The following is a 26,396-nucleotide window of genomic DNA, read 5'->3' as shown; positions in this document are numbered from 1 at the left end:
GATATTAAACTAAAATAATATTTTTTGTAATATTATTTATAGGAGGTAAAACTTTGATATTAAAATATTTATACATCAAAAATTATAAAAAATTTAAAAATATAGAAATAGAGTTCTATGACAATAAGAATGAAGATAATATTGAATTAATGAGTAGAATCTATGGGAATATAAATTTTACTGTATTTGTTGGTGAAAATGGTGTTGGTAAAACAACAATTTTAAGTTTTATTGCTCATGTTTTTGGAAAATTGCAAAGGTTTCATAATAGAATACCAAGTGATTTTAAAATGATTTATCAGCTTGATGAAAATAAATGTGACGATATAATAATTGAAAAAATAGAAGAAAAAATATTTTTTACTGTAGATGGAATGAGAAGATTGTTATTAGAGTTTGATGGAAGGACAAGAACTTATATAGGTAAAAACTGTGAACAGACTGTAACTTATGATGAAATTAAAAAGCACCTACCTACGAATGTTATAGTATCATGTTTTGATGTGGATTATCCAAGTGATTACAGTTGGAATTATATAGGGGATAGGATGATAAAAATAAAACCTATTGATAAAATGTATAAAAAAACAGGCTTTGGCATGGATATATCACAAGGAATAATAGAATTTTTACAAAAGTATTTTTATGAAAATAATAAATTAGAAGAATTTTTTATTTCGTTAGGATTTGAATTTTCAGAAGAGTTGTATATATTTAGAAATTTTATTTTATATGATAATTATTCACATGAGATTTTTGAAAATTTTTATGAAGAGGAAGGATTTAATAGTTGGGAGGAGTTCTTAAAAGATAAGAATTTTAAATGTGAAGATGATTTTATAAATTATGTTATGAGTGAAGAATTTTGGAGTGAATATTGTGAAGACATAATAGATGATAAAAGTAATACGAAAACTTATTCAAATGAAAAGTTTAATTTTAAAAAATTTGTTGAAGGTAATTCTTTTAATACAAGTTTATTATATAGACTTATTTTAAATGATAAATTGTATATCAATGAATTTTTTATAAAAAAAGGTAGTAAAATAATATCCCTAAATAAAATGAGTACAGGAGAAAAAATATTTTTGTGTAGAGTGTTTTTTGTATTATCAAAGATAGAGGATGACTCATTAATAATATTAGAAGAACCAGAAGTTCATCTTAATTATTCATGGATAAAGCAATTAATAACAGTAATAAAGATTTTATTTGATGAATATAAAACACACTTTTTAATTAGTACCCATAATAATGCTTTCATCAATATGCTTTTTACTCAAAATATTTTAGTTTTAGAAGATGATACAATAAGACATCCTAATTTTAATACATTTCTTGCTAATGAAAGAGAAATTAATGGGAAGTTGTTCAAGAATAGTAATGTTAAAAATATTATAGAAAAAGAAATATTATCAATGATTGATACAGCAACTAAAGAAGAACTTGAACACATAATGAGTAATATGGGTGAGTCTTACTTTAGATACATGCTATTTAGAAGATTAAATGAAATTGGTGATAAAGATGTGGAAAGTGACAAATGAAGTTAATAAAGTAATTTTAGATGATTTTAGAAATAAATTAATAGAACCATTGTTTGAAGAAATAATTTACTATAAAAGACAGTCTCTAAATATATCGTTTTGTGAAAATATAAAGAATGGCATAGATGTAAAGCGTGGCAGTTCAAGAAGTTTAATAAATTATTTAAATAAGAGAAAGACAAAGAAAGTTACTTTTGGAAATTTAATAGATAAAATAATAAGTGACAACTCTTTAAATGAACTTGAAAACTATTATAGTATATTCGTATTTCAAAATAATGAAATAAATAGTGGCAATTATAATATTAAAGAAGAAGTGATTAGTAAGGAATTTAAATTCCTTTTTGCTGATTTTTTTTATGAAATGTTTTTTGATTATAAAAAAATATGGATATTAATTGATAAAAAGTATGAAAAAAGTTCTTTTGATAGAAATATTTTTCATATAAATTTTAAAAGAGAGAATAACATAGAGATATGCCCATATTGTGATATTGATTCTACAATTAGTGTATTTAATAATGAAGTAGAACATTTTCTGCCAAAATCAAGGTTTCCATTTTTGGCTATGAATGCCTATAATCTTATTCCATCTTGTCATGCTTGTAATAAGAAACCAGATGGTAAAGGTAGTGATGTTTATATGCCTATATATTCACCATATAATATGCAAATTGGAGACAAGCTCAAATTTGAGAATGATATAGTAAAACGTAAGATAGAATTAAGCACAGATGATAGTTTTATAGAAAATTATTTAAAATTGTTAAATTTGAAATCAAGATATAGCCCAAGGAGAGTATATGACTATGTTGAAGCAAAGGCAGAATCAATTTATGAAACATTAAATGATATTGAACAAATGGGGAAAGTCAGTTTAACGCAAAAACAAATTGAAAATTATATATTGGAAAAGGGTATTAAATTTGCTAAGAAAGAACCCTTAACTCTTGCTGTAAAATATGCGTTTAGTGAGTATGAATTATATTTGAGTTATAGAGATAAACATATTGTAGATTAATTTTATAAAATATAGCTATTTTTAATATAATCCTTGAAACTATCTATGTCTATTAATAATAAAGTTCCCCATCTAATAATAAATATCCCAAACTCATAATAAAGTTCGGGAAAAATAGATAGGGAATACGCCCCGCAGGGAGTTCTTAGGAACAAAATGCGGGGCTTTTTTGCGTCCAAATCAAGCAAAAAATCAAATAAAATTTCCAGTTCTAAAGCATGAAAAAGTTGCAGGAGTTATGCCTGTATCTATTCATGCTTTTCGTTGTTTGTTGATTCAAATAATAGGTTAGATAGCAGGAGAAGAATAAGAGGAAACCGAAGCGAAGCCTTGCGTTAGATAGGATTAAGGAAGAGAAGATGATAGAGCTAAGACAGAAGAGAAAAGATAGGCTCGGCAAGATGTAAAACGCAATAAATTGGACGGGAAGTTATGCGTGGACATCATAATATTGAGATGAAATTGGAAAAAGAAAAGACGGGATTAGAGAGATGTTTTATGCCTGATATTTTTGGGGAACTTTATTATGATTCTGGCATTTTATCTGATTTTCAACCTGTTCATAAGTCGGAAAAAAGGGCGATTTTGACGTGGGGATTTTTAATATGATACAGAAATTGGGGAAAGGTGGAAAGTGAGGCGTAGTGAGGGGCGAGAGGGTGTGGGAGGATTGGGGAGGTTTTTTATGAGGGAACAATTTTAGAGGGTTTTACCTAGTTAGGTAGACGGTTCTAAATACGCACATCTAATAGATTTTATTATCTATAGATGTGCGTATTTTTTTATACATAAAAAGCTACTCCCATCTATAGGTGTGCGGAGGTGTATTTTATTGAGGAAAATAAAGATGAAAGCTAAAAGAAATAATAAAACTTTTTATAAAGGTTTTGAATGATTTTTAATTGAATTTAGTAAGAATTTTTAACTGAGAATATATAAGAAATATCTTGAGTTTAATTAAAGTTTTTCTAAACATGGACTATAGGTTATTATATTTAAATTCAAGATGAGGGTATGAAAGATACATATGATAAAAAATCAAAAAATAATAACAGGATTATTATTAGCAGCATCTTTAATTACAACAATACCAACAACATCTGACGGTTATCATGTAGATAAAAATGGTGTTTGGACGTCTTAAAAATATAATGAATAATAAAAACTCCCCAAATTACTAGGGAGTTTTCTCATTATAATAGAGGATTTTGGATAATTTTTGTTATTATTTACCTGTATTTAAAATTATCTTATAATTAATAGCGTTTTTATATTGTTCATCAGTAATGTAATTATATTCTTTCATCTTTTCTAATACTAAATTTCTTCGTTGTAAAGTATTATCTAGATGTTTTATTGGATCATAATATTGTGGCTCATTAGGAATTGCAACTAAAAAACATATCTGTGAAAGATTTAGTTCTCTACAATCTTTATTAAAAAATTTTTTGGCAGCAGTATTAAGACCATAAGCATTATTACTGAAATATATATTATTAATATAAAATTCTAATATTTGATCTTTTGTGAATTTTTGTTCTAATTTAGTGGCAATAAACATCTCTTCAACTTTTCGTTCATAATTCTTGTCAAAGTTTAAAAAAACATTTCGTGATAGTTGCTGAGTAATGGTGCTGCCACCTTGTGTTATTCTCCAATCATTAGTGAATATAGAATATATTGATCTAAAGACAGCTTTTACGCTTACACCTCCGTGATTATAAAAATCTTTATCTTCAATAGCAATGAAAGCATTTTTAACATCTTGGGGAATAAATGATGATTTTAAATATAAGGGATCTTTGTTATTTAAAGTATTTAAATTATTTGATTTATTGGTGTTAAAGGTATCTATTGTACAATTATTTACTTTTTTAGTTGCATCATTATATAAAAATGAAATGGTAGGCCAATATTTAAAATAAATAAATCCACTAATTAAAATTATTATTATAATAAGAAAATGTAAAACCTTTGATAATGTTTTATTTTTAAAATTATTGCGATTATTTTTTTTCTTTTTCATTAAAAACTCCTTTTATTTCTATGGATATATATTATAATTTCCGTTTTTATTTATAATTATTTGTATATTATGTAAAAAGGCATGATTGACTATTTTTGAATATTAGGCTATTTATTAATTTGTTTATATTATATCTAATTTTATGTAATAGGTATAATATAAACATACTAATTTTCTATAAATAATATATTAGATGATTTCAATGAGTGATATTAAATTGATAATAGGACACTTAGGTGGAACTAATTGATTTGATGCAATTAAGATGACAAAAGAAACTAAAAATGTTGAATAGAAAGCTCAATGTGAGGTTGATTTTTAGCTTGAATTGAGTTTTTTTGCTGTTTTTATTTTATTCTATTAATCGTATAACTGAGAGTTGTATGTGGAACAATACATGTATTACACAAAACTTAGGAGGTGATATTATGGAGGAAAATTATTTGGGACCAAATGAAACAATGCAGATTCATGAAATGCTAAATTTCAAAACTATATGTATGACCACATCTAAAATGATGGAAGGTGTAGTTTTTGATCAAGATCTTAAAGCACTCTTAGAAAAGGATGTGCAACAGTCTATTGCAGAAATAAGCAGTTTACAAGGTTTATTAAAAAAAGCTCCTAAAATAAGATGAATAAAATGGTTGATTTAGATATAAAGTGATATATAAACAGAGGAGGAAAAAATAATGATTAATGATTATTTAGAAATTAGAAATGCAGAGGGTATGCCTAAACTTGTTGATGCAAATATGTCACTTGGATTTTTATTAAATGCAAAAAGTGGTGTTAGAAATTGTGCAATAGCATTGACTGAATCAGCAACTCCACAGGTTAGAAGTGTTTTAAAAGAACAATTAGATCATGCAATTGACTTACATGAAGAAATATCTAATCTCATGATTGAAAAAGGATGGCTTCATCCTATTGATTTAGAAAAACAATTTAAAATGGATATAGAATCATCTACAACAGCGTCCCAAATTGCAAGTTTGGATTTATTTCCAGGTGACACAAGTAGAATTGGTACATTTGCAACACCAGAAAAATAATTACGGAGGTAGTGTAATGAAGGCAGTAACATTTCAAGGAATAAAAAATGTAAAAGTTAAGGAAGTTCCAGATCCTAAAATTCAAAAACCTGATGATATAATTGTTAAATTAACTAGTACAGCAATCTGTGGTTCAGATTTGCATTTAATTCATGATATGATTCCTAATGTATATCAAGATTATATTATAGGTCATGAGCCTATGGGGATTGTTGAAGAAGTAGGACCAGACGTTAAAAATTTAAAAAAAGGTGATAGAGTTATTGTCCCTTTTAATGTGAGTTGTGGCGAATGCTTTTATTGTAAGCACGACTTAACGTGTATGTGTGATAATTCAAATCCAAATGGTGAGAGTGGTGGTTTTTTTGGATATTCAGATACCTTTGGTGGTTATCCAGGAGGGCAGGCAGAATATATGAGAGTTCCCTATGCTAATTTTACTCCTTTTAAAATTCCAGAGAATTGTGAAGTAGAGGATGAGAAATTATTATTAATGTCTGATGCTATGGCTACTGCCTATTGGAGTGTTGAAAATGCAGGAGTTAAGAGCGGAAATACAGTTATTGTATTAGGATGTGGCCCAGTTGGTTTATTAGCACAAAAGTTTTGTTGGCTTCATGGGGCAGAAAGAGTTATAGCAGTTGATTATATAGATTATCGTTTGGAACATGCAAGAAAGCATAATAAAGTAGAAACAGTTAATTTTGAAGCACATGATAATACTGGAGAATATTTAAGAGAAATTACTCATGGTGGTGCAGATGTAGTAATAGATTGTGTAGGTATGGATGGAAAAATGACACCAATGGAATTTTTAGGCTCCGGATTAAAACTTCAAAGTGGATCATTAGGTGCTTTTGTTATGGCTACTCAAGCAGTGAGAAAAGGTGGAATGATTCAAGTAACAGGAGTATACGGAGGCAGATATAATGCTTTTCCTTTTGGTGACATAATGAATCGTAATATTAATATAAGAACAGGTCAGGCACCTGTAATTCCGTATATGCCAACCCTCTATAAGTTACTTTGTGAAGAAAAGATTGATCCAAGTGATATCATTACGCATAGGTTACCATTAGATAAAGCAGAGTATGGGTATGAAGTTTTTGATACAAAGACAGATAATTGTATTAAAGTTGTATTAAAACCATAAAATCTATTAAATTTAATTAAGGAGGTTAGGATAAATGAATGAACAAGATATTACACCTAATGAAGTGATGCAATTACATGAAATACTAACATTTAAAAATACTTGCTTAACAAAATCAGTTACTATGTCACCATTAGTTTCTGATGATGAATTAAAATCAATATTACAAAAAGATGTGACTCAATCACAAAATGACATTGAGGAATTAAGAAATCTTATTGAAAAATCTAATATTGCTGTTTCACAAAATATTAAATCGTAATTAATAAGAAGAAGGTGAATAATTTATGAATGGATTAATAGAAACTCTTACAGGAATGGATAAGATGACTGATCAGGTTATTGCTACAGATTTTTTGATTTCTGCTAAAAGTGGAGTACAAAATTATGCTGTTGCAATAACAGAAACAACCTCCCCAGAAGTAAGGTTAGTATTGAGAAAACAATTAGAGGATGCCATTGTTACTCACGATAAGATTTCAAATTATATGATGGAAAAGGGATATTATCATGCTTATAACATGCAAGAACAATTAAAAGTAGATATTAATACTACAGATGTGGCTTTAAACCTTGTTAAAAAATTTAAGTAAGGTGTATTTCTTCATTAAAATTGAGATTTTAGTAAATAATTTTTTCTTATCTATATATTTAAGAATTAGAAGTAAGAAAAATTTGATTCTATTAAAATGAAAAATTGCATGAAATAAAAATATATAAATAACACTTTTAATAAGTTATAAATTACCAACCATAATCAAATTAAAAAATATATAAATAAAGATACATAGTAAGTACAAGCTTGAAGGTGCAAAAGATAGAAATAAACTGTATAAATAATCAATTAACATAAAAATTGTAATGAATTATATTATAAATTAGAATCATCCACAGGAATAATATTTATGTTATTTTATTTTGAATTAATTTTATTTATTGAAATTGAAGTAGCATATATTCACGGCATTTTGAAAAAATAAAAATATAAGGTATATAATTAAAAAATAGAAAAATGTATCATGAATGATTTATAATTAAGGATAAACATAGCAAAAATTTTTAAAATAGTATATATTATAGTAGTACTAAATAGTGGGCTAATAGCTCACTATTTTCTTATGGAGGTGGTAATTTGAAAGATTTTAAAATTCTTTTAGTAGAAGATGAAAAACAGATGTCGATGTTTATTGAGATGGAGCTTACTCATGAAGGGTATGAGGTTGATGTAGCATATGATGGAAGAGATGCTTTGAGAAAAGCAGAGAATTCGGATTATAGTTTAATACTTATTGACATTATGATACCAAGTTTAAATGGAATAGAGGTTTGTAGAAGAATAAGGCAATTTTCTGATGTGCCAATTATAATGCTAACAGCTAAAAGTGATGTACCAGATAAAGTTTTAGGGCTTGATGCTGGTGCTAATGATTATTTAACCAAACCTTTTGCAATAGAAGAATTACTAGCAAGGATAAGAGTATATACAAGGGAAAAGACACAAAAAAATGTATTGGATGAGATTAAAGTAAAAGATATTTTAATGGATAATAAAATACATCAAGTATGGAGAGATGGTAAGGAAATTGAACTTACTAAAAAAGAATATGATCTTCTAAAAGTTTTATTGATAAATAAAAATATTGTACTTACAAGGGAACAATTAATTGAAAAAGTTTGGGGATATGATTATGTAGGAGATACCAATATAGTGGATGTATTTATTAGATATCTAAGAAGTAAAATTGATGATGGATTTGAAGATAAAGCTATAACTACCATAAGAGGTGTAGGGTATATCATTAAAGGTGAATGAATATGAATTTTAAGATAGTTAAGAACGCAAAAATTTCAATAAAACTTACTATAGTTTATGCATTTATGTTTTGTGTAGTATTACTATTACTAAATGCTTCAATCTTATATGGAGTAAAATATCATTTATATAGGCAAGCGGATAAAGAAATAGAAGATATACAAACTATAGTGTTAAATAAGGTAACTTTGCAGAATGAAAAAATAGATTTATCTGATAGTGAATTATTTTTAGAGATTCCTTTTAAAGAAAATATATCAATAAGAATAATTCAGCAAGATGGTAAAGTACTGAATTCTACAAAAAAGTTTCCGTATGATGTTGAAGAATTTCAATTAAATGCAAAAAGTTCACAGAATAAAGAAAAACATATTGAAGATAAAGAAAAGCATTTAGTATATAAAAATGTTAGATTTGAAAGTAAAGCATATGGGATTGTATTTTTTCAAATAGTAAAAGATATGGGTAATGAATATGATTTTATGAAAATATTATTTGCAGTAATGGCTATAGCTGATTTTATAGGTATAATTGTGTCTATAATATTGGGATATATGGTAAGTAAAAGAATGTTAAAACCTATTGATAATATAATTGAAACAGCTGAAAATATAAGTATTAATAATTTAAAAGAACGAATAGATATTAAAGGACCGAATGATGAACTTAAGAGGCTTGCAAGTACATTTAATAATATGATAGATAGGCTTCAAGCTTCATTTAATAGGCAGGTACAGTTTGTGTCAGATGCATCTCATGAACTTAGAACACCTATTACTGTTATTCAAGGATATGCTAATCTTTTAGATAGATGGGGAAAAGATGATAGGAAAGCTTTAGAAAAATCAATTTATGCAATTAAATTAGAAGCATCTAATATGGCTAATTTGGTTGAAAAGTTATTGTTTCTTGCAAGAGGAGATAGTGGAACTCAACTCATAGAAAAAAAGGAATTTTTACTTAATGAATTAATTGATGAAGTAGTTAAAGAGACAGAAATGATAGAAGAAGGTCATTTAATATCTAACAAAAAAAATGAATTTGTTAGAATTGTTGCGGATTATAACATGATAAAGCAAATGCTAAGAGTATTCATTGATAATAGTTTGAAATTTACTCCTAAGAATGGAAATATAGATATAAGTTCTGAAGTAAAAGGAACAATGGTAGAAATAACTGTTAGTGATACAGGAATTGGGATACCTGAAGATGAAGTTGAAAATATATTTGATAGATTTTATATTGTAGATAAATCTAGATCAAAAGAAAAAGGTGGAACTGGGCTTGGTCTTTCTATAGCTAAATGGATAATTGATATGCATAATGGAACTATAAATTTAGAAAGTGAAGAAGGTAAAGGAACAAAAATAATTGTTGGTTTAAATATAAAAAATAACAATTTAAAGTAAAATATAATTATTAAAATAACTGTTTATTCATATATAAAGTTTCTTAATATAAATATAAGTATTTTTTAAGCTAATTTTAATCTTAAGGGTGAATAATATAAAACATCATCCAACACTTTTAAGGAACTAAAATACACCTTAAATTAATGTTAATAAGTTGGAGAGAAATAAATATGTTTTATAGAAAGGGTTTTTAAGATGAACATAGAATTTTTTAGGTTAATAAATAATCTGGCTAATAAAAATAGTATTTTAGATAAAATAATGATTTTCTTTTCAAAGGATGCATTATATATATTTATAGCAGCTCTTGCCATAGTATTTATTTTGGGAGCTATACAGAAAAAGTCTGATTATAGAAAAATAGCTGTAAGTACTTTTATTCTAACATCAATAAATTTAATTTCAAGTTTTCTTATCGGAAATATATATTATGTCGATAGACCATTTGTAAATAATAAGGTGAATCTATTATATCCCCATGTAAAAGATGCATCATTTCCAAGCGATCATTCAATAGGAACAATGAGTATAGCGTTAGGACTTACAAGGTACAATAAGGTAATAAGTTTTTTGTTAACTGTATTGTCAGTAATGGTTGGCTTTTCAAGAGTATATGTAGGACATCATTATCCAATGGATGTTATAGGAGCATATATAATTGCTTTTGGAGTAAGTTATGTTTATAATTTGAAATTAAGAAATAAAGTTGAAAGTTTATATGAGGCAGTTGAAAGGAAGCTGGTATTTAGATTTGGATTAGGAAAATTGTATGAAGAAATATAGAAAATAATATATTATGAATATAAGATAAAATATAGGTGCTAATAAATAATAATTTTATGTATTGAACAAGATGTTAAAGGGTATACTTGTTATATGCGAGGTGAAAAAATTGGGACTTATAGTAGAATTATTTAATAATTATGGATATATTGTATTAATGGTAGCTTTAATATTAGAATTGATAGCATTTCCTTTACCAGGTGAAGCTATTATGACATATTGTGGATATGTTATTTATGAAGGAAAGATGAATTTCATATTTAGCATATTAATTGCTACTATTTGAGTTGGAATAGGAATTACTGTATCTTATTTTTTAGGTAGAGTATTAGAAGTAAAGTTTATTGAAAAATATGGTCGTTATATTCATATGGATAAGAGTAGGCTGGATAAGATATCAACGTGGTTTGATAGATATGGTAATAAGTTGTTGGTAATGGCCTATTTTATTCCAGGAATAAGGCATGTCACTGGTTATTTTTCAGGAATAAGCAAGTTATCTTATAAGAAATTTGCAGCCAACGCATACATGGGAGCTTTAATATGGACGACTACATTTATTTCATTAGGAAGAGTTTTTGGAGTTGATTTTCAGAAATATCATCTATTGATTAAAAAATATTCATTGATAGGGACACTAGTAGTTATTACTGCCATAATTTTTGTATATATTTATAGAGCATATAAGGAAGATTCGTTTAAAATTGCAATATTTAAATGATGTGGATGTATATTAATATCTTAATTTAAATTGCATATAAATTAAGATATTATCAAAAAATACATTTGGTAAATTGATATTTATTTAGGCGCATTCAAAAAAGAATAAGTCCATTTGTTGATCTATTTTCTATCGTGCTATATAGGTAAGTTAACCCAATAATCCACTATAAGGATAATTTATATTTTTGTCTGATAAAAAATATCCACGGCAAATTGGACTTAATATTTTTTTCATGCGTCTTAGGAAGCAAGGAGTGAACATTATGTATTCACATGAAATTGAGTATAAGATTTATGGAGATGATATGCAGTTTGTAGAAATTGAACTTGATCCAAGTGAAACAGTAATAGCAGAAGCAGGTGCTATGATGATGATGGAGCCTAATGTACAAATGGAAACTATATTTGGAGATGGTTCAAAGCAAGGAACTGGAGGCTTTATGGGAAAACTCTTTTCTGCGGGAAAAAGGGTATTAGTAGGAGAAAGTTTGTTTATGACAGCATTCACTAATATTGGCCAATTAAAAGAAAAAGTATTTTTTGCGGCACCTTACCCTGGAAAAATAATACCTATGGATTTGAGTTTAATGAATGGAAAATTAATATGTCAAAAAAATGCTTTTTTGTGTGCGGCTAAAGGTGTATCTGTAGGAATTGATTTTAGGAAGAAATTAAGTGTAGGTTTCTTTGGCGGTGAGGGATTTGTCCTTGAAAAGTTAGAAGGAGATGGAATGGCCTTTATACATGCATGTGGTGCTATAATGAAGAAGGATTTAATAGATGGTGAAATATTGAAAATAGATACAGGATGTTTGGTGGCGATGACTAAGGATGTGCATTATGACATCCAATTTGTAGGCGGTATTAAGAATACTGTATTTGGTGGGGAAGGAGTATTTTTTGCTACAGTAAGAGGTCCAGGAACCGTATGGGTTCAAAGTCTACCTTTTGGTAGATTAGCAGAGCGTGTATTTGCTTCAGCACCAAGTACTGGCGGAAAAAATAAAGAAGAAGGTAGTATTTTAGGAGTGCTTGGTAACTTCTTAGATGGAGACAATTAATCATTAGTATGAACTGTAGTTCATATTTTGTTTATTTATATAGATAAACAAAATATCAGTTAGACTTATGCTTTGAAATATATGATATACCGGAAAGAATGGATACTCTCTAAGCAGATGAACCAAGAGAGTATCCATTCTTTCGGTAAATCACCAAAAAAATCTAAGTCTAAACAATTTTATTCAAAAGGACGTACTCTTAAAGTAACTCCTATTTTATCACATATAGCCTGGCAAGCATTTATTTCTTCTTGCCCAATACAATCTACTACAGTCATAACAACATTTGGAATATAAGTTTTACAGTTAACTGCAAATTTTAACATTGCATCAAAAGATTCAAGACCAAAATTATTACGAGTCAAGTTTAAATAATCTTTAGCATTAGAGGCATTTAAGCTTATTGATATTGTGTCTATTAACCCTTTAAATAATGGAGCAATTTCTTTTTTATAAACTAAATCACATAATCCATTAGTGTTGATACGAATTGTAAGATTAGAATTTTTGTTTTTTAAGTAAGTTGCTATCTTAAGCAATGTATCAAGTGCCATTGTAGGTTCACCAAAGCCACAGAAGATTATTTCATTAAAATTATTCAAATCATATTTTTCAAATTCAAATATAACTTCGTCAGAAGTTGGTTCTCTATCTAGCCATAAGCTGTTTGATTTGTCCATTTCCTTAGTATTCCTTAAGCAAAATGTACAAGCACAAGAACATTTATTTGTTAAATTAACATAAACATTATGTTTGATATTCTTTTCTTCTTTTAGGATATCATTAAGATTTGTATAAGTACCATTTTTTGCTGTATATAAAATAGTCATATATTTTTCTCCTTCTAATATTAAATTGCTAAAAAATTGTTTTGATTGTACCTTATGATGCTATAATTCAGTTAAATATTCTTCAAAGCAAATTCCATTATGTATTGGAGTACCAAGTTTTGTTGTATATTCAATAGTTTTGCTGATAAATTTAGTAGCTTTTGTTACTGAAGCGACTAAATCTTCACCTTTTACTGTACTAGCAGCTACAATTGAAGTAAACACATCACCAGTACCAGAACGATCTTCTCCGATTTTTTCTACATTAATAACATTATAAGGTTTGTTATGTTCATAGATGAAATTTTGTATGTGTCCATTATTTTGTAATCCAGTTATTACAATTTTACTTGGACCAAGTTTATGAAGTTTTTTGGCAATAGTTTCAAGTTCAACAATAGTTAGATCTTTATTAGGATATGGAATATCAAGAAGTCTACATGCTTCAGTAAGATTAGGTGTAATCACATCAGCATATTGCATAAGACGTTTCATTTCATCACACATTTCCTTTGTATAGGTAGAATAAATCTTGCCATGGTCTCCCATTACTGGATCTACTATAACTGTAGTGTTATCTGCTTTAAACATTTGTATAAATTTTATTACTATATCAATTTGTTCCTTAGATCCTAAAAAACCTGTATAAATTCCATCGAAACCTATATTAAGTTCTTTCCAATTATCCATATATGCTTTCATATGTGGAGTATAATCATCAAAGAAAAAATTAGGAAATCCAGTATGAGCCGATAAAATTGCAGTAGGTAAAGGACAACATTGTATTTTCATTGCTGATATAATAGGTAATGAAACTGAAATTGAGCAACGACCAAAACCAGTTAGATCATTTATAATAGCAATTCTCTTCTGTTTTTCAAATTTCATAAGACTACTCCTTCATTTTTTTTTCTATCTTTTATTATAATGCAGTAATATGAAAAAAGAAAAGTGTACCGATACAAAAAAGAAACATATATAATAGTTAATAAAAAATAGCGTTTAAAAGAATGTGTTAATAATATATTTGTATAATGACACTATGTATTTACATAGATAAGGCACATTCGACTTATTATTTATTTTCATGTGCCTAAAAAGAAGTCTTAATTAGTCAGAAAATTCTAAAAATACATTGTAATTATTGAGTAAATGATATATAATATATTTAAGATAAATATTTAAATTTATCTTAGTGTACTGACACTATCAATCCGGCAGAAGAGTATATCGTAATAGGTATACAGTTGGTGACGGGCAACGTAAAAAACCCGAAAGCAATGTACGACATGAGGGCGTACCCAGTTGGCGGACAACGTAAAAATCAGTTACTGAGCAAGTGCATTTGATGCACTTGCTTTTGCTTTTTATAATAAAAATTAAGTTGAAAATAGTTTGGAATAATATTACTATAAATAAAATTTATAATCTCATAATTAAACTATATTTCTTATTAAATCATTGTAGATTTATAATAGATTTATAATAAGGTACAATCAAAAAATAATAGATCAGTATGTTAGCATATTTGACATATTATTTTCTTTTATGTGCTTAATCTAATAAGAAAGGAGTTTCATTATGGCAGAAGCTTTAAAGAAGCATATATTTTCTAATATATATATTAAATTTATTATTATATTCATAGTAGGCGTTATAATATGGCTTATGCCGGTACCAAAAAATGTAGAAATAAATGCTTGGCACATGATGGCAATCTTTATTTCTACAATTTTAGCTTGTATATTAAAACCACTTCCAATAGGTGCAGTATCAATAATAGGACTTACAATATCGGTTTTAACAAAAACATTAGATATGAAAAATGCACTTTCTGGTTTTAGTGAAAGTAGTATATGGCTTATAGTCATGGCGTTCTTTATTTCTAGAGGATTTATAAAGACGGGATTAGGTTCTAGAATAGCATATCAATTTGTAAAGAGATTTGGAAAGAGTACTTTAGGACTTTGTTATTCAATATTATTTTGTGATCTTGTGATAGCTCCAGCAACGCCAAGCAATACCGCAAGAGCAGGAGGAATAATTTATCCTATTATAAAATCGCTTTGTGAAGCTTTTGGTTCAAGACCGGAAGATAAAACTGAAAGAAAAATAGGATCATTTCTTATATTTTCGGAGTTTCATGGTGATATTATAACTGCAGCTATGTTTATGACAGCTATGGCGGGTAACCCATTAGCTCAAACTTTGGCAAAAACATTTAATGTTAATATTACATGGTTTGGTTGGTTTTTAGCGGCAGTTGTGCCAGGGGTTATTTCTTTTATAGCAATACCTTTAATAATATATAAAATTTATCCGCCTGAAATAAAGAGTACTCCTAATGCAGTTGAATTGGCTGATAAATCTCTTAAAGAAATGGGACCATTGAAAAGAGAAGAGAAATTCATGGCGATAATTTTTATGGTAATTTTAGTTTTATGGATTACAGGAACTTTAACCCATATTGATGCAACACTTACAGCACTTGTAGGTCTTTCACTTCTTTTAATTTTTAGAGTCTTGGATTGGGATGACATAAAAAGTGAAAAAGGTGCTTGGGATACTCTTATTTGGTTTTCCGTTCTTGTAATGATGGCAGATCAACTTAATAACTTGGGACTAATACCATGGTTTGGAAACCTGGTAGGAAATAATGTACAAGGCTTTAGTTGGCAAGTAATATTATTAATTTTACTTTTAGTCTATTTTTATAGTCATTATATGTTTGCAAGTGCAACAGCTCATGTAAGTGCTATGTACAGTGCATTTCTTGGGGTAGCAATAGCAGAAGGCGTTCCGCCAATGCTTGCAGCTTTAACTTTAGGTTTTTTTGGAAATCTATTTGCATCAACAACTCACTATGGTAGTGGACCTGCACCGATACTTTTTGGATCAGGATATGTGGATCAAAATAAATGGTGGAGTTTAAATTTTGTACTTGGAGTTGTATATATAATTATTTGGCTTGGAATAGGTTCTTTGTGGTGGAAGTTTATTGGAATATACTAAATTAAGTAAGGTTTACAACTTAAGGTACAATCAAAAAATAATAGACCAGTATACGTGTAGATTTCGCGTCATACTGCGTCGATAAATTCTACTGATAGCCTGCTATGAGCAGAATTTGCCTCATTGGCTGACAAGAAATATTCTACGAATCTTTGGTCTATTATTTATTTTCATGTGCCTAACATATAAAAAATAAAACGAAAATATTGTAATATGTAAGTAGATTTTAAATCATACTTATTAAGAGGGAGTGTTAAAAATGAACAATTTAAAAGGACAAGAATTATTAAGAAATCCATTCTTAAATAAAGGAACAGCATTTACTGAGGAAGAAAGAAAAAAATATGATCTTGTTGGTTTGCTGCCTAATGCAATAAGAACTATTGATGAGCAAGAAAAAATAGTTTATGAACGAATTAAATGTTTTGATGATAATCTTGAAAAACATCTTTTTGTAATGAATTTATATGACACAAATCGTACATTATTTTACTATGTTATAAGTAAGCATGTTAAAGAATTATTACCTATTATATACACACCAACTATAGGAGATGCAGTTATAAATTATTCAAAGAAATATGATACTCCAAAGGATGCTGTATTCCTTTCAGTAAATAATATTAAGGATATAAGAAAATCAATACAAGCTTCATTAAAAGACCTTGATGAAATAAAACTTATAGTTGTAACAGACGGAGAAGGTGTACTTGGAATCGGAGACTGGGGAGTTCAAGGGGTTGATATTTCAGTTGGAAAGCTTGCAGTTTATACTGTAGCTGCTGGAATTAATCCAAAGAATGTTCTTCCAGTAGTAATTGATGCAGGAACAAATAATGAAAAACTTTTAAATGATCCATTATATTTGGGAAATAAACATGAAAGAGTTACTGGAGAAAAATATGATAATTTTATAGAGGAATTTGTTAAGGTTTCTATGGAATTATTCCCAGAAGTACTTATGCATTGGGAAGACTTTGGACGTGGAAATGCAAGCAGAATTCTTGAAAAATACAGAGACAAAATATGTACATTTAATGATGATATTCAAGGGACAGGAGTAATGATGGTATCTGCACTTAATGCAGTAGCTAAAGTTACAAACATTCCAGTGAAGGAACATAGAATATTAGTGTTTGGTGGTGGTACTGCTGGTGTTGGGGTATCAGATCAAATTTTCTCAGAAAAATTAAGAAGTGGATTAACTGAGGAAGAAGCTGCAAAGCATTTTTATCTAGTAGATAGATATGGACTTGTTACAGAAGATATGGATAATCTAACAGAAGGACAAAAGAAATATGCGCGTAAAAAAGGTGAGTTTGAAACTCCTTTAACAGATTTAGCACAAATAGTAGAAGAAGTTAAGCCTACAGTACTTATTGGAACTTCTGGAGTACCTGGAGCATTTACAGAAGCTGTTGTTAAGAATATGGCGAAGTTAAATGAAAGACCAGCAATTATGCCTATTTCAAATCCAACAAAACTTTGTGAAGCAAAAGCAGAAGATATAATAAAATGGAGCGATGGTAGAGCGTTGGTTGTAACAGGAAGTCCATCTAATCCGGTAGAATACAATGGTGTGACTTATAACATAGGTCAAGCAAATAATGCATTACTTTATCCAGGTCTTGGATTTGGAATAATAGTTGCAAAGGCAAAAGTAGTTACAGATAATATGCTATCTGCTGCAGCACATGGAATTGCATCATTACAAGACCTTTCAAAACCAGGAGCACCAATGCTTCCACCAGTAGCAAAACTTAGAGAAGCATCAAAACTTGTAGCAACAGCAGTAGTAAAACAAGCAATAAAAGATGGTGTTAATAGAGCAGATGTTACAGAAGAAACTGCAATGGATGTAGTTCAAAAGCAAATTTGGGAACCATACTATAGATAAACAACGTAGAATTTAGAGTTATGATATAATTTATCGAAAAAAGCTGTATTCTTTTTCTCGGTTGCTAGATAATTTAGCTGTGGATTTCTACCATCAGAAGTTGTACCCATTCTCGCATGCTCACAAGGTAAGCGCTCACTTTTGTGACAAGCAAGAAAGGAACAACTTCTATTGAAGAAATGCCTACACCTAAATTATTAATGCAACACTCCGAAAAAGGATACAGCTTCTTTCTAGTGTAGAATATATTTCAAAGTTTGAGCATGGTTTGTAGTTTGTTTATCTAATAGATATCAAATACATTTGTGTGAAATTTTCATAGTCCTGTGGAACACAAATGTATTTGATTTCGGTAAGTTACCACATAAGTCTAAATCCTGAGTAGTTTATCTATATTGATATCGAATTTAAGTATTTGCTTACTTTTAATAAATGGTGTATTCTTATTTCTAAAGGGGACGTGTAGGTATGAATCTTAAGGATTTAGAGTATTTTCACTATTTATGTGAATTTAAAAATTTTACTAAAACAGCAGAAAAATTTTATATTTCTCAGCCTTCTATAACAATGGCAGTAAAGAGAATAGAAAAAGAATTGAATACAAAACTTGTAATAAGAAATCATTCAGAGAAGCAAATATCACTAACAAAAGCTGGAGAAATTTTAAAAAAGCATACGCAAAATGTACTTGGTGAAATTAAAGAAATAAAATTAGAAATATCAAAAATAAGTGGTGGAAATATAAGATTAGGAGTTCCTCCTATGATAGGGGCATATTTCTTTCCAACAATCATGGAAGAAATAGTTGTCAATGGATTTGCTAGAAATATTGAACTTGTTGAAAAAGGTTCTGTAACAATGAAAGAATTGTTATTATCTAATGAAGTTGATATGGCACTTATAGGTTCACTTCAACCATTAGAAGAAGAAAACTTAGAAGCAAGTATTTTGAAAATAGATGAATTTAAGGTATGTATGAGTCATAATCATAAGTTTTCTAAAAAAGAAAAGATAGATTTTAAAGATTTATTAGATGAACAATTTATAGTACTTGGAAATTCATATATACATAATGAAGTTCTTGAAAAACTTTGCAAAGAAAATAATTTATCAATGGAAAATTTTTATTATACAGAAGAAATACAAACAGCAAAATCACTTATTGCTTCAGGACTTGGGATTGGGATAATGATAGATATGGCTGTTAACAATATGAATACAATAAAGACTATACCACTTTGTAAGCCGATAAAATTTTATATATCATTTGCATTGAAAAGAAATGGTTATCTCACTTTAAATGAACAAAGGATAAAAGAGATAATTTTAAACAATTCGATTGAAAGAGAAATTTATAAGGAGCACACTTTATGAAAAAATTTAAAAAAGTCTATATAGAAATAACTAATGTCTGCAATTTAAGCTGTAACTTTTGTCCTAAGACATCTAGAAAATTAGAATTTATGGATAGAAACTCATTTCAACATATTATAAAAAACATCAAACCGTACACAGATCATATTTATCTTCATCTTATGGGGGAGCCGTTTTTAAATAAAGAACTTGAACAGTTTTTGGACATAAGCAGAGAAAATCAATTACGTGTTAATATAACCACTAATGGTACATTGATAGAAAATGTTAAAGATATATTATTAAAGGCACCAGCCTTGAGACAAGTGAATATTTCACTACATAGTTTTGAAGCTAATGAAGAAAATGTTGATTTTGATGTATACATAGAAAATATAATTAATTTTGTTAGGGAAGCAACCGAAAAAACTGAAATTATATGTTCTTTAAGATTATGGAACTTGGATACTAAGTATACAGCTAATAATGATATGAATGTAGATATATTTAAATTGTTAGAAGAAAAATTTGAACTTAAAGAAGATCTTAAAAAGATTCTAAAAGAAAAGAATAGTTTTAAATTAAAGAAAAATTTATATCTTAGTATGGGTGAAAAATTTATGTGGCCATCTCTCACGGTTGAAGAACTAGGGGAGAGAGCTTTTTGTTATGGATTAAGAGATCAAATAGGTGTTTTAGTTGATGGAACAGTAGTACCGTGCTGTTTAGATAGTGAGGGAAGTATCAAACTTGGAAATATATTCAAACAAGATTTAGAAGAAATATTAAATTCTAAAAGAGCTAAAGATATTTATGATGGATTTTCAGGGAGAAAAGCAGTAGAAGATTTATGTAAAAGATGTGGATTTATAAATAGAGTTAGATAAGGCATATGAAAATAAATAACAGGTCCAGAGTTGTCATGGATATTTTTCATCAGGCAAAGAGGTGAATCGCCGTCGTAGTAGAACTATTATGTCAATTTGTCGATGCGGATGATGAAAAATAGTATGGCAAATTGACTTGTTATTTTTTGATTGTGATTAAAGTAAATAATTTATTTTAAATAATGTATATATATGATTATAGTAGTCAATACTCCTAAAAAGAGGAGTGATTATTATGATAAATAAGAAGAAAATATTAATTTCAATGATTATATTATTAGCACTTATATTTTCCATAAGTTATTATTTGACAGGTAGATATTTCAAAAATAAAAATGCTGATACAACTAATAATACTACAGAAGTAAGTCAAACTAAAGGGCAAAGCGGATTAGATGATAGTACAAAGATATATTTGTTCGCAGGTGAGAAGAAAGAAAAGGAATCAACTATAGCAGAGCTTAAAAAAGAGTTAAATATAGATGGCGACTTGACTCAAGCACAATTATCAAAAGCATTGAATCAAAAAGGATATGCGTTAGAATTAGCATCTAATGGTGAACTAACATATAAAAGAGATGCTTCTAAAGCAGTTAAACCTAATAAGTATTACATTGGAGAGAAAGATGGGTATTTAGCTATATACAAGACTGATAATACTGGAACATTAACTATCGAAAATAAAGAGGATGTATATTCAGACGGTAAGAAATTTGATAGTTTAACAGAAGGAGATAAAACAAAGATAAAAAATTTTGAATTTGAATATGATTCAAAAGAAGATGCGGAAGAAAACTTATCAGAATTTTTATCATAGTTAATTTCAATATAATATTACGTACATGAATGAAAATAACAAGTCCAAAATAATCTTGGCAGATGGACTTGTTATTTTTCATGTGCATAAATTGCAGGTTGAAAGATTTCTTGTAAAATGATAAAGTATAAGTTAGATTTGGAATAAATGCGTTATATGATACTTGGTTATAAAGAATATAAGGAATATAAGGCATATTAAAAGTAACCCAATAATAGAAAAGCTATGCTAATCTACTTTGGGTTGTATTCTATTGTATAAATTTAGTTGGTTTTTTAGGTACATAAAAATAAATAACAAGTCCAAAGTTTCCATGACTATTTTTCATCAGGCAAAGAGAAAAATAGTCATCATAGTACGCCATTAAGTGGATTTGACAAAGAAGGATTATGAGAAATAGGCTGTCAAATGAACTCGTTATTTATTTGATTGTGCTTGATGCTTAAATAAATCTTGGAGGAAAAAATATATATGTATGAATATATTAAGGGAACATATATAGGAATGAACAAAGACTATATAGTTGTAGAAAACAACGGAATCGGATATAAGATATTTACGTCAGGTGCTACAATGTCTTCAGTGCCTAAATGTGGCGAAGAAATAATGTTATATTTAGATCAAATTGTAAGAGAAGATTTTCTTGGGTTATATGGATTTGAGTCTAAAGAAGAACTAGAAATGTTTAAGTTGCTTTTAACAATTAGTGGAGTAGGTCCTAAGGCAGCATTATCATTGTTATCTATAAGTAGAGTTAATAATTTAAAATATGCAATAATGACTGGTGATGAAAAGCATATATGCAGAGGTGTTGGTATAGGCAAAAAAACAGCAGCTAGAATTGTTTTAGAGCTTAAAGATAAATTAAAGCCAGATGAATTGTTAGATAATGTAGGTGAAGATGGAATTCTAGATAATGAAAATACTATGGTTTTATCGGAAGCCTTAAGTGCATTAATAGCACTTGGATATAGTGAAAAAGAATCTGAAACGGTTCTTAAGACTGTAAATAAAGATGATACTGTTGAAAATATAATTAAAGCTTCATTAAAAGCGCTAATGGGATAATATTTTAAGAATATAAATTTTGAATGTAAATGCATCAATAATATAATATAAGAAAAACAATTAAAAATTAAGGGGGCATTACAATATGGAAAGAATAGTTATGCCGAGTGAGCTTCAGGAAGATTCTAAGTCAGAACTTAGTTTAAGGCCTCAAAAAATAAATGAATATATAGGACAAGAGAAAGTTAAAGAACGATTAGATATATTTATAAAGGCAGCAAAGAAAAGAGAAGAAGCTTTAGATCATGCACTTTTGTATGGACCACCAGGTTTAGGTAAAACTACTTTAGCCAATATTATTGCTAAGGAAATGGGAGGAGATTTAAAGGTGACTTCAGGGCCAGCAATTGAAAGAGCTGGGGATTTAGCTGCAATTTTAACTACCTTAAAAGATTATGATGTTTTGTTTATTGATGAAATTCATAGATTAAATAGGAATGTTGAAGAAATATTGTATCCTGCAATGGAGGATTATGCGTTAGATATAGTCATAGGAAAGGGTGCAGCAGCTAAATCTATAAGAATAGATCTCCCTAAGTTTACTCTTATAGGGGCAACAACAAGAATAGGGATGCTTACATCTCCGCTTAGAGATAGATTTGGTGTACTTTGTGCAATGGAGTATTATACTAATAATGAGCTTAAAGAAATAGTAGTTAGAAGTGCTGCTGTATTTGGATGTAAAATTACAGAAGAAGGAGCATTTGAGATTGCAAGAAGATCTAGAGGTACTCCAAGAATTGCAAATAGATTGCTTAAAAGAGTTAGAGATTATTCGGAAGTGAAATCTGATAAATTAATTTCACTAAAAGAAGCTAAAGCGGCATTAGAATTATTGGAAGTTGATAATCAAGGTTTTGATAAAGTTGATAATAAAATTTTAGAAGCTATCATAGATAATTTTAATGGCGGGCCAGTTGGAATTGAAACTCTTTCTTATTTTATAGGAGAAGAACTTGGAACAATCGAAGATGTTTATGAGCCTTATTTACTTCAGCAAGGATTTATTATAAGAACTCCAAGAGGGAGAATTGCAAGTGATAAAGCATATGAACATTTTGGAAAAGTTAATACTTCTAAAATGAAAAATAGAGATAAGAGACAAAAAACATTTTTTGATAATTAAAGGATATTAAATCATGTTTGGAATAAAAATAATTTACTAGATGAAGTACTTTAATTTACATTTTATTAGGTTACTAATAAAATTAATAATTATGAAATGAACATATTTAATAATTATTTGAAATTAAGATTTATATGTAAATTAGTGTTTTATTTCATATGTGTAAAGTTAGGAGAAGAGAAAGAAATGAACGTTAAAGATTTTGATTTTTACTTACCAGAGGAGTTAATAGCACAACATCCTTTAGAAAAAAGAGACACCTCAAGACTTATGGTATTGGATAAGGAAAGTGGAGAAATAAAACATAGAGTTTTTCATGATGTTGTAGAGTATTTAAATGAAGGGGATACTTTAGTGTTAAATAATACTAGGGTAATGCCAGCAAGACTAATTGGTGAAAAAGAAGAAACTGGTGGTAAAATAGAATTTCTTTTACTTAAGAGAATTGAAGGAGACAAGTGGGAATGCTTAGCAAAGCCAGGTAAGTCCGCAAGAGTTGGAAGAAGATTTACTTTTGGAGAAGGAAAGCTTAAGGCAGAAGTAATAGAAGTTAAAGAAGATGGAAACAGAATTGTTGAATTCTATTATGATGGAATATTTGAAGAAGTTTTAGATTCGTTGGGAGAAATGCCACTTCCACCATATATTCATGAAAGATTAGATGATAGAGAAAGATATCAAACTGTTTATTCTAAAGAAAAAGGTTCAGCAGCAGCACCAACAGCAGGATTGCATTTTACAAAAGAATTATTAAAGCAAATTCAAGATAAAGGTGTTAATGTAGTTTATTTGACGCTACATGTAGGACTTGGAACATTTAGACCAGTAAAGGTCGAAAATATAGAAGAACATGATATGCATTCAGAATATTATCATCTTTCAAAGGAAACTGCAGAGATAATAAATGAAACTAAAAGAAGAGGAAATAAAGTTATATCAGTTGGAACTACATCTACAAGAACTTTAGAAACTATTGGAGATGAGAATGGTTTTGTAAAGGAACAAAGTGGATGGACTAATATTTTCATTTATCCTGGATATAAATTTAAAGTTGTTGATAGATTAATAACAAACTTTCATTTACCAGAATCAACATTAATAATGTTAGTTTCAACTTTAGCTGGAAGAGATCATGTTTTAAATGCTTATAATGAAGCAGTTAAAGAAAAATATAGATTTTTCTCATTTGGAGATGCTATGTTTATTAAGTAAAAGTTAAAGATTTACATAGAGTAGTTAAGTATAAAGCTTTTAACAGTTTTTAAGTAAATATTATAAAAAATAAATGGCAATATTAAATTTATTAATTAGTTGTTGTTTACGCTGATGAGGTGACATTAGTCAAGCGTTTCAATATATAAATATAAAGCATATAAAAATAGTATATTAATATTATGTTTATTATTCTATTTAATATGCTGAATATGTAAAATTATAATTAAGAGGTGACGCTTGTGAGTAAAAGATACACATTGTTAAAAAAAGATGGAAATGCGAGAAGAGGTCAGTTTGTAACTCCTCATGGAACTATACAAACTCCAGTATTTATGAATGTTGGTACACTTGCTGCAATAAAAGGTGCGGTTTCAAGTATGGATTTAAAAGATATAGGATGCCAAGTTGAGCTTTCTAATACATACCACCTTCATTTAAGACCAAGTGACAAAGTAGTTAGTAAATTAGGTGGATTACACAAATTTATGAATTGGGATAGACCAATACTTACTGATTCAGGCGGATTCCAAGTATTTTCACTTTCAGCCATGAGAAAGATAAAAGAAGAAGGCGTATATTTTAATTCTCATATAGATGGAAGAAAAATTTTTATGGGACCAGAAGAATCTATGCAGATTCAAAGCAATTTAGCCTCAACGATTGCTATGGCATTTGATGAATGTATTGAAAATCCAGCTCCAAGAGAATATGTATTAAAGTCAGTGGCGAGAACTACAAGATGGCTTGAAAGATGTAAAAAGGAAATGGATAGATTAAATTCTATGCCGGATACAATAAATAAAGAACAAATGTTATTTGGAATAAATCAGGGTGGAGTTTATGAAGACATAAGAATAGCACATGCTAAAGAAATAACAAAGATGGATTTAGATGGATATGCTATTGGAGGTTTAGCAGTTGGAGAAAGTCATGAAGATATGTACAGAGTAATAGAAGCTGTTGTACCACATCTTCCAGAAGATAAACCAATATATTTGATGGGAGTTGGAACTCCAGCTAATATATTAGAAGCTGTTGAAAGAGGCGTAGACTTTTTTGATTGTGTATTACCTGCTAGAAATGGTAGACATGGTAATGTGTATACTAAAGAAGGAAAGCTTAATTTAATGAATGCTAAATTTGAACTTGATGAAAGACCAATAGAGGAAGGCTGTCAATGTCCAGCATGTAAGAATTATACTAGAGCTTATATCAGACATTTATTTAAGGCTAAAGAAATGCTTGCTATGAGACTATGTGTATTACATAATTTATATTTTTATAATAAATTAATGGAAGATATAAGAGCAGCAATCGATGGAGATTATTTTAAAGAATTCAAGGAACAAAAGTTAAAAGAATGGGAAGGCAGAGCTTAATACTATATGTATACATAAAAATATCTATTATATAATTTAGGATGCATAAATAAAAAATAAAAATGATTTTAAAATCGTGTTTATTTTTTATAATTTAAGATAATAATTTTAATACATTGAGTGATATATTAATAAAACCTTAAAAGTAATAAAATTATGTTGATATTATACTTAAAAAATTGTAAACTACTACTTATAATGGAATATTATATGTGATA

25 protein-coding genes are annotated in these 26,396 nt (G+C 28.4%); 22 read left to right on the top strand and 3 right to left on the bottom strand.

Going from position 1 to position 26,396, the window contains the following annotated elements; all coding sequences use genetic code 11:
• Positions 1-53: 53 nt before the first annotated feature.
• Both CLSA_RS13990 and CLSA_RS13985 read left to right on the top strand, forming a co-directional pair.
• A complete protein-coding gene (locus CLSA_RS13990) occupies positions 54-1,547 on the top strand; it encodes an AAA family ATPase (RefSeq protein WP_022747015.1) in 1,494 nt (497 codons plus the stop codon).
• Entirely contained in the window at positions 1,528-2,568 is a 1,041-nt protein-coding gene (locus CLSA_RS13985) for an HNH endonuclease family protein (RefSeq protein WP_022747014.1), read from the top strand. Before CLSA_RS13990 ends, CLSA_RS13985 begins: the two co-directional genes overlap by 20 nt.
• Positions 2,569-3,793: 1,225 nt before the next feature.
• Here CLSA_RS13985 and CLSA_RS13980 read toward each other — a convergent pair.
• Positions 3,794-4,594 (bottom strand): transglycosylase domain-containing protein, encoded by an 801-nt coding sequence (locus CLSA_RS13980; RefSeq protein WP_022747010.1) that lies wholly within the window; start codon positions 4,592-4,594, stop codon positions 3,794-3,796.
• A 428-nt stretch (positions 4,595-5,022) separates the two neighbouring features.
• Between CLSA_RS13980 and CLSA_RS13975 the strand changes: the two genes are divergently transcribed.
• The 11 genes from CLSA_RS13975 (at position 5,023) to CLSA_RS13930 (ending at position 12,594) form a co-directional block, all read left to right on the top strand.
• Positions 5,023-5,232 (top strand): hypothetical protein, encoded by a 210-nt coding sequence (locus CLSA_RS13975; RefSeq protein ID WP_041716283.1) that lies wholly within the window; start codon positions 5,023-5,025, stop codon positions 5,230-5,232.
• Between the two features lie 54 nt (positions 5,233-5,286).
• A complete protein-coding gene (locus CLSA_RS13970; RefSeq protein WP_022747008.1) occupies positions 5,287-5,649 on the top strand; it encodes a spore coat protein in 363 nt (120 codons plus the stop codon).
• 16 nt (positions 5,650-5,665) lie between these two features.
• Complete coding sequence (locus tag CLSA_RS13965) at positions 5,666-6,802, top strand: zinc-dependent alcohol dehydrogenase (RefSeq protein WP_022747007.1); 1,137 nt, start codon at positions 5,666-5,668, stop codon at positions 6,800-6,802.
• Between the two features lie 34 nt (positions 6,803-6,836).
• Positions 6,837-7,064, top strand: coding sequence for a hypothetical protein (locus CLSA_RS13960; RefSeq protein ID WP_022747006.1), 228 nt, complete (start codon positions 6,837-6,839; stop codon positions 7,062-7,064).
• A gap of 25 nt (positions 7,065-7,089) precedes the next feature.
• Positions 7,090-7,395 carry a spore coat protein gene (locus tag CLSA_RS13955; RefSeq protein ID WP_022747005.1) on the top strand — a complete coding sequence of 102 codons (306 nt, stop codon included), beginning with the start codon at positions 7,090-7,092 and terminating at the stop codon, positions 7,393-7,395.
• A 539-nt stretch (positions 7,396-7,934) separates the two neighbouring features.
• Positions 7,935-8,615, top strand: a complete 681-nt coding sequence (locus CLSA_RS13950) for a response regulator transcription factor (protein ID WP_022747004.1) — start codon at positions 7,935-7,937, stop codon at positions 8,613-8,615.
• A 2-nt stretch (positions 8,616-8,617) separates the two neighbouring features.
• Positions 8,618-10,024 (top strand): sensor histidine kinase, encoded by a 1,407-nt coding sequence (locus CLSA_RS13945; RefSeq protein WP_022747003.1) that lies wholly within the window; start codon positions 8,618-8,620, stop codon positions 10,022-10,024.
• A 198-nt stretch (positions 10,025-10,222) separates the two neighbouring features.
• A complete protein-coding gene (locus CLSA_RS13940; protein WP_022747002.1) occupies positions 10,223-10,810 on the top strand; it encodes an undecaprenyl-diphosphatase in 588 nt (195 codons plus the stop codon).
• 70 nt (positions 10,811-10,880) lie between these two features.
• Complete coding sequence (locus CLSA_RS24050; protein ID WP_236903254.1) at positions 10,881-11,096, top strand: DedA family protein; 216 nt, start codon at positions 10,881-10,883, stop codon at positions 11,094-11,096.
• A gap of 6 nt (positions 11,097-11,102) precedes the next feature.
• A complete protein-coding gene (locus CLSA_RS24045) occupies positions 11,103-11,531 on the top strand; it encodes a DedA family protein (protein ID WP_335618178.1) in 429 nt (142 codons plus the stop codon).
• A gap of 265 nt (positions 11,532-11,796) precedes the next feature.
• A complete protein-coding gene (locus tag CLSA_RS13930) occupies positions 11,797-12,594 on the top strand; it encodes a TIGR00266 family protein (protein WP_022747001.1) in 798 nt (265 codons plus the stop codon).
• Positions 12,595-12,773: 179 nt separating this feature from the next.
• On the opposite strand, the gene CLSA_RS13925 is transcribed toward CLSA_RS13930, so the two are convergent.
• Together CLSA_RS13925 and CLSA_RS13920 are read right to left on the bottom strand one after the other, a co-directional pair.
• On the bottom strand, positions 12,774-13,424 hold the full coding sequence (locus tag CLSA_RS13925; RefSeq protein ID WP_022747000.1) for a TIGR04100 family radical SAM protein: 651 nt from the start codon (positions 13,422-13,424) through the stop codon (positions 12,774-12,776).
• Between the two features lie 60 nt (positions 13,425-13,484).
• Entirely contained in the window at positions 13,485-14,312 is an 828-nt protein-coding gene (locus tag CLSA_RS13920) for a pyridoxamine kinase (RefSeq protein ID WP_022746999.1), read from the bottom strand.
• A gap of 693 nt (positions 14,313-15,005) precedes the next feature.
• Between CLSA_RS13920 and CLSA_RS13915 the strand changes: the two genes are divergently transcribed.
• From CLSA_RS13915 to tgt, 9 genes are all read left to right on the top strand, one after another.
• On the top strand, positions 15,006-16,436 hold the full coding sequence (locus CLSA_RS13915) for an anion permease (RefSeq protein ID WP_022746998.1): 1,431 nt from the start codon (positions 15,006-15,008) through the stop codon (positions 16,434-16,436).
• A gap of 259 nt (positions 16,437-16,695) precedes the next feature.
• On the top strand, positions 16,696-18,333 hold the full coding sequence (locus CLSA_RS13910; protein WP_022746997.1) for an NAD-dependent malic enzyme: 1,638 nt from the start codon (positions 16,696-16,698) through the stop codon (positions 18,331-18,333).
• Between the two features lie 468 nt (positions 18,334-18,801).
• Positions 18,802-19,707, top strand: coding sequence for a LysR family transcriptional regulator (locus tag CLSA_RS13905; protein WP_022746996.1), 906 nt, complete (start codon positions 18,802-18,804; stop codon positions 19,705-19,707).
• The gene (locus CLSA_RS13900) at positions 19,704-20,573 is read left to right on the top strand and encodes a radical SAM/SPASM domain-containing protein (RefSeq protein ID WP_022746995.1); all 870 of its coding nucleotides are present in this window, start codon (positions 19,704-19,706) and stop codon (positions 20,571-20,573) included. Before CLSA_RS13905 ends, CLSA_RS13900 begins: the two co-directional genes overlap by 4 nt.
• Positions 20,574-20,808: 235 nt before the next feature.
• Complete coding sequence (locus CLSA_RS13895; RefSeq protein ID WP_022746994.1) at positions 20,809-21,390, top strand: hypothetical protein; 582 nt, start codon at positions 20,809-20,811, stop codon at positions 21,388-21,390.
• 471 nt (positions 21,391-21,861) lie between these two features.
• Positions 21,862-22,458, top strand: a complete 597-nt coding sequence (ruvA, locus tag CLSA_RS13890) for a Holliday junction branch migration protein RuvA (RefSeq protein ID WP_022746992.1) — start codon at positions 21,862-21,864, stop codon at positions 22,456-22,458.
• Between the two features lie 85 nt (positions 22,459-22,543).
• Positions 22,544-23,584 carry a Holliday junction branch migration DNA helicase RuvB gene (ruvB, locus tag CLSA_RS13885; RefSeq protein WP_022746991.1) on the top strand — a complete coding sequence of 347 codons (1,041 nt, stop codon included), beginning with the start codon at positions 22,544-22,546 and terminating at the stop codon, positions 23,582-23,584.
• A gap of 186 nt (positions 23,585-23,770) precedes the next feature.
• Complete coding sequence (queA, locus tag CLSA_RS13880) at positions 23,771-24,796, top strand: tRNA preQ1(34) S-adenosylmethionine ribosyltransferase-isomerase QueA (RefSeq protein ID WP_022746990.1); 1,026 nt, start codon at positions 23,771-23,773, stop codon at positions 24,794-24,796.
• 242 nt (positions 24,797-25,038) lie between these two features.
• Positions 25,039-26,178: a tRNA guanosine(34) transglycosylase Tgt gene (tgt, locus tag CLSA_RS13875; protein WP_022746989.1), complete on the top strand. Its 1,140-nt coding sequence runs from the start codon at positions 25,039-25,041 to the stop codon at positions 26,176-26,178.
• The last annotated feature ends 218 nt before the right edge of the window (positions 26,179-26,396 follow it).

It is taken from the genome of Clostridium saccharobutylicum DSM 13864, assembly GCF_000473995.1.
GTDB lineage: Bacteria > Bacillota > Clostridia > Clostridiales > Clostridiaceae > Clostridium > Clostridium saccharobutylicum.
This window is presented reverse-complemented; position numbering and strand designations above follow the sequence as displayed.

What these genes read in the sequence shown, in the direction of transcription:
- ruvA (WP_022746992.1), top strand. Translation starts at nt 21,862, where the DNA reads ATGTATGAATATATTAAGGGAACATATATAGGAATGAACAAAGACTAT.
- CLSA_RS13960 (WP_022747006.1), top strand. Translation starts at nt 6,837, where the DNA reads ATGAATGAACAAGATATTACACCTAATGAAGTGATGCAATTACATGAA.
- CLSA_RS13980 (WP_022747010.1), bottom strand. Translation starts at nt 4,594, where the DNA reads ATGAAAAAGAAAAAAAATAATCGCAATAATTTTAAAAATAAAACATTA.
- CLSA_RS13905 (WP_022746996.1), top strand. Translation starts at nt 18,802, where the DNA reads ATGAATCTTAAGGATTTAGAGTATTTTCACTATTTATGTGAATTTAAA.
- CLSA_RS13930 (WP_022747001.1), top strand. Translation starts at nt 11,797, where the DNA reads ATGTATTCACATGAAATTGAGTATAAGATTTATGGAGATGATATGCAG.
- CLSA_RS13910 (WP_022746997.1), top strand. Translation starts at nt 16,696, where the DNA reads ATGAACAATTTAAAAGGACAAGAATTATTAAGAAATCCATTCTTAAAT.
- CLSA_RS13945 (WP_022747003.1), top strand. Translation starts at nt 8,618, where the DNA reads ATGAATTTTAAGATAGTTAAGAACGCAAAAATTTCAATAAAACTTACT.
- CLSA_RS13965 (WP_022747007.1), top strand. Translation starts at nt 5,666, where the DNA reads ATGAAGGCAGTAACATTTCAAGGAATAAAAAATGTAAAAGTTAAGGAA.
- ruvB (WP_022746991.1), top strand. Translation starts at nt 22,544, where the DNA reads ATGGAAAGAATAGTTATGCCGAGTGAGCTTCAGGAAGATTCTAAGTCA.
- CLSA_RS13925 (WP_022747000.1), bottom strand. Translation starts at nt 13,424, where the DNA reads ATGACTATTTTATATACAGCAAAAAATGGTACTTATACAAATCTTAAT.
- CLSA_RS13940 (WP_022747002.1), top strand. Translation starts at nt 10,223, where the DNA reads ATGAACATAGAATTTTTTAGGTTAATAAATAATCTGGCTAATAAAAAT.
- CLSA_RS24050 (WP_236903254.1), top strand. Translation starts at nt 10,881, where the DNA reads ATGTTAAAGGGTATACTTGTTATATGCGAGGTGAAAAAATTGGGACTT.
- CLSA_RS13895 (WP_022746994.1), top strand. Translation starts at nt 20,809, where the DNA reads ATGATAAATAAGAAGAAAATATTAATTTCAATGATTATATTATTAGCA.
- queA (WP_022746990.1), top strand. Translation starts at nt 23,771, where the DNA reads ATGAACGTTAAAGATTTTGATTTTTACTTACCAGAGGAGTTAATAGCA.
- CLSA_RS13920 (WP_022746999.1), bottom strand. Translation starts at nt 14,312, where the DNA reads ATGAAATTTGAAAAACAGAAGAGAATTGCTATTATAAATGATCTAACT.
- CLSA_RS13975 (WP_041716283.1), top strand. Translation starts at nt 5,023, where the DNA reads ATGGAGGAAAATTATTTGGGACCAAATGAAACAATGCAGATTCATGAA.
- CLSA_RS13900 (WP_022746995.1), top strand. Translation starts at nt 19,704, where the DNA reads ATGAAAAAATTTAAAAAAGTCTATATAGAAATAACTAATGTCTGCAAT.
- CLSA_RS13955 (WP_022747005.1), top strand. Translation starts at nt 7,090, where the DNA reads ATGAATGGATTAATAGAAACTCTTACAGGAATGGATAAGATGACTGAT.
- CLSA_RS13970 (WP_022747008.1), top strand. Translation starts at nt 5,287, where the DNA reads ATGATTAATGATTATTTAGAAATTAGAAATGCAGAGGGTATGCCTAAA.
- CLSA_RS13985 (WP_022747014.1), top strand. Translation starts at nt 1,528, where the DNA reads ATGTGGAAAGTGACAAATGAAGTTAATAAAGTAATTTTAGATGATTTT.
- CLSA_RS13915 (WP_022746998.1), top strand. Translation starts at nt 15,006, where the DNA reads ATGGCAGAAGCTTTAAAGAAGCATATATTTTCTAATATATATATTAAA.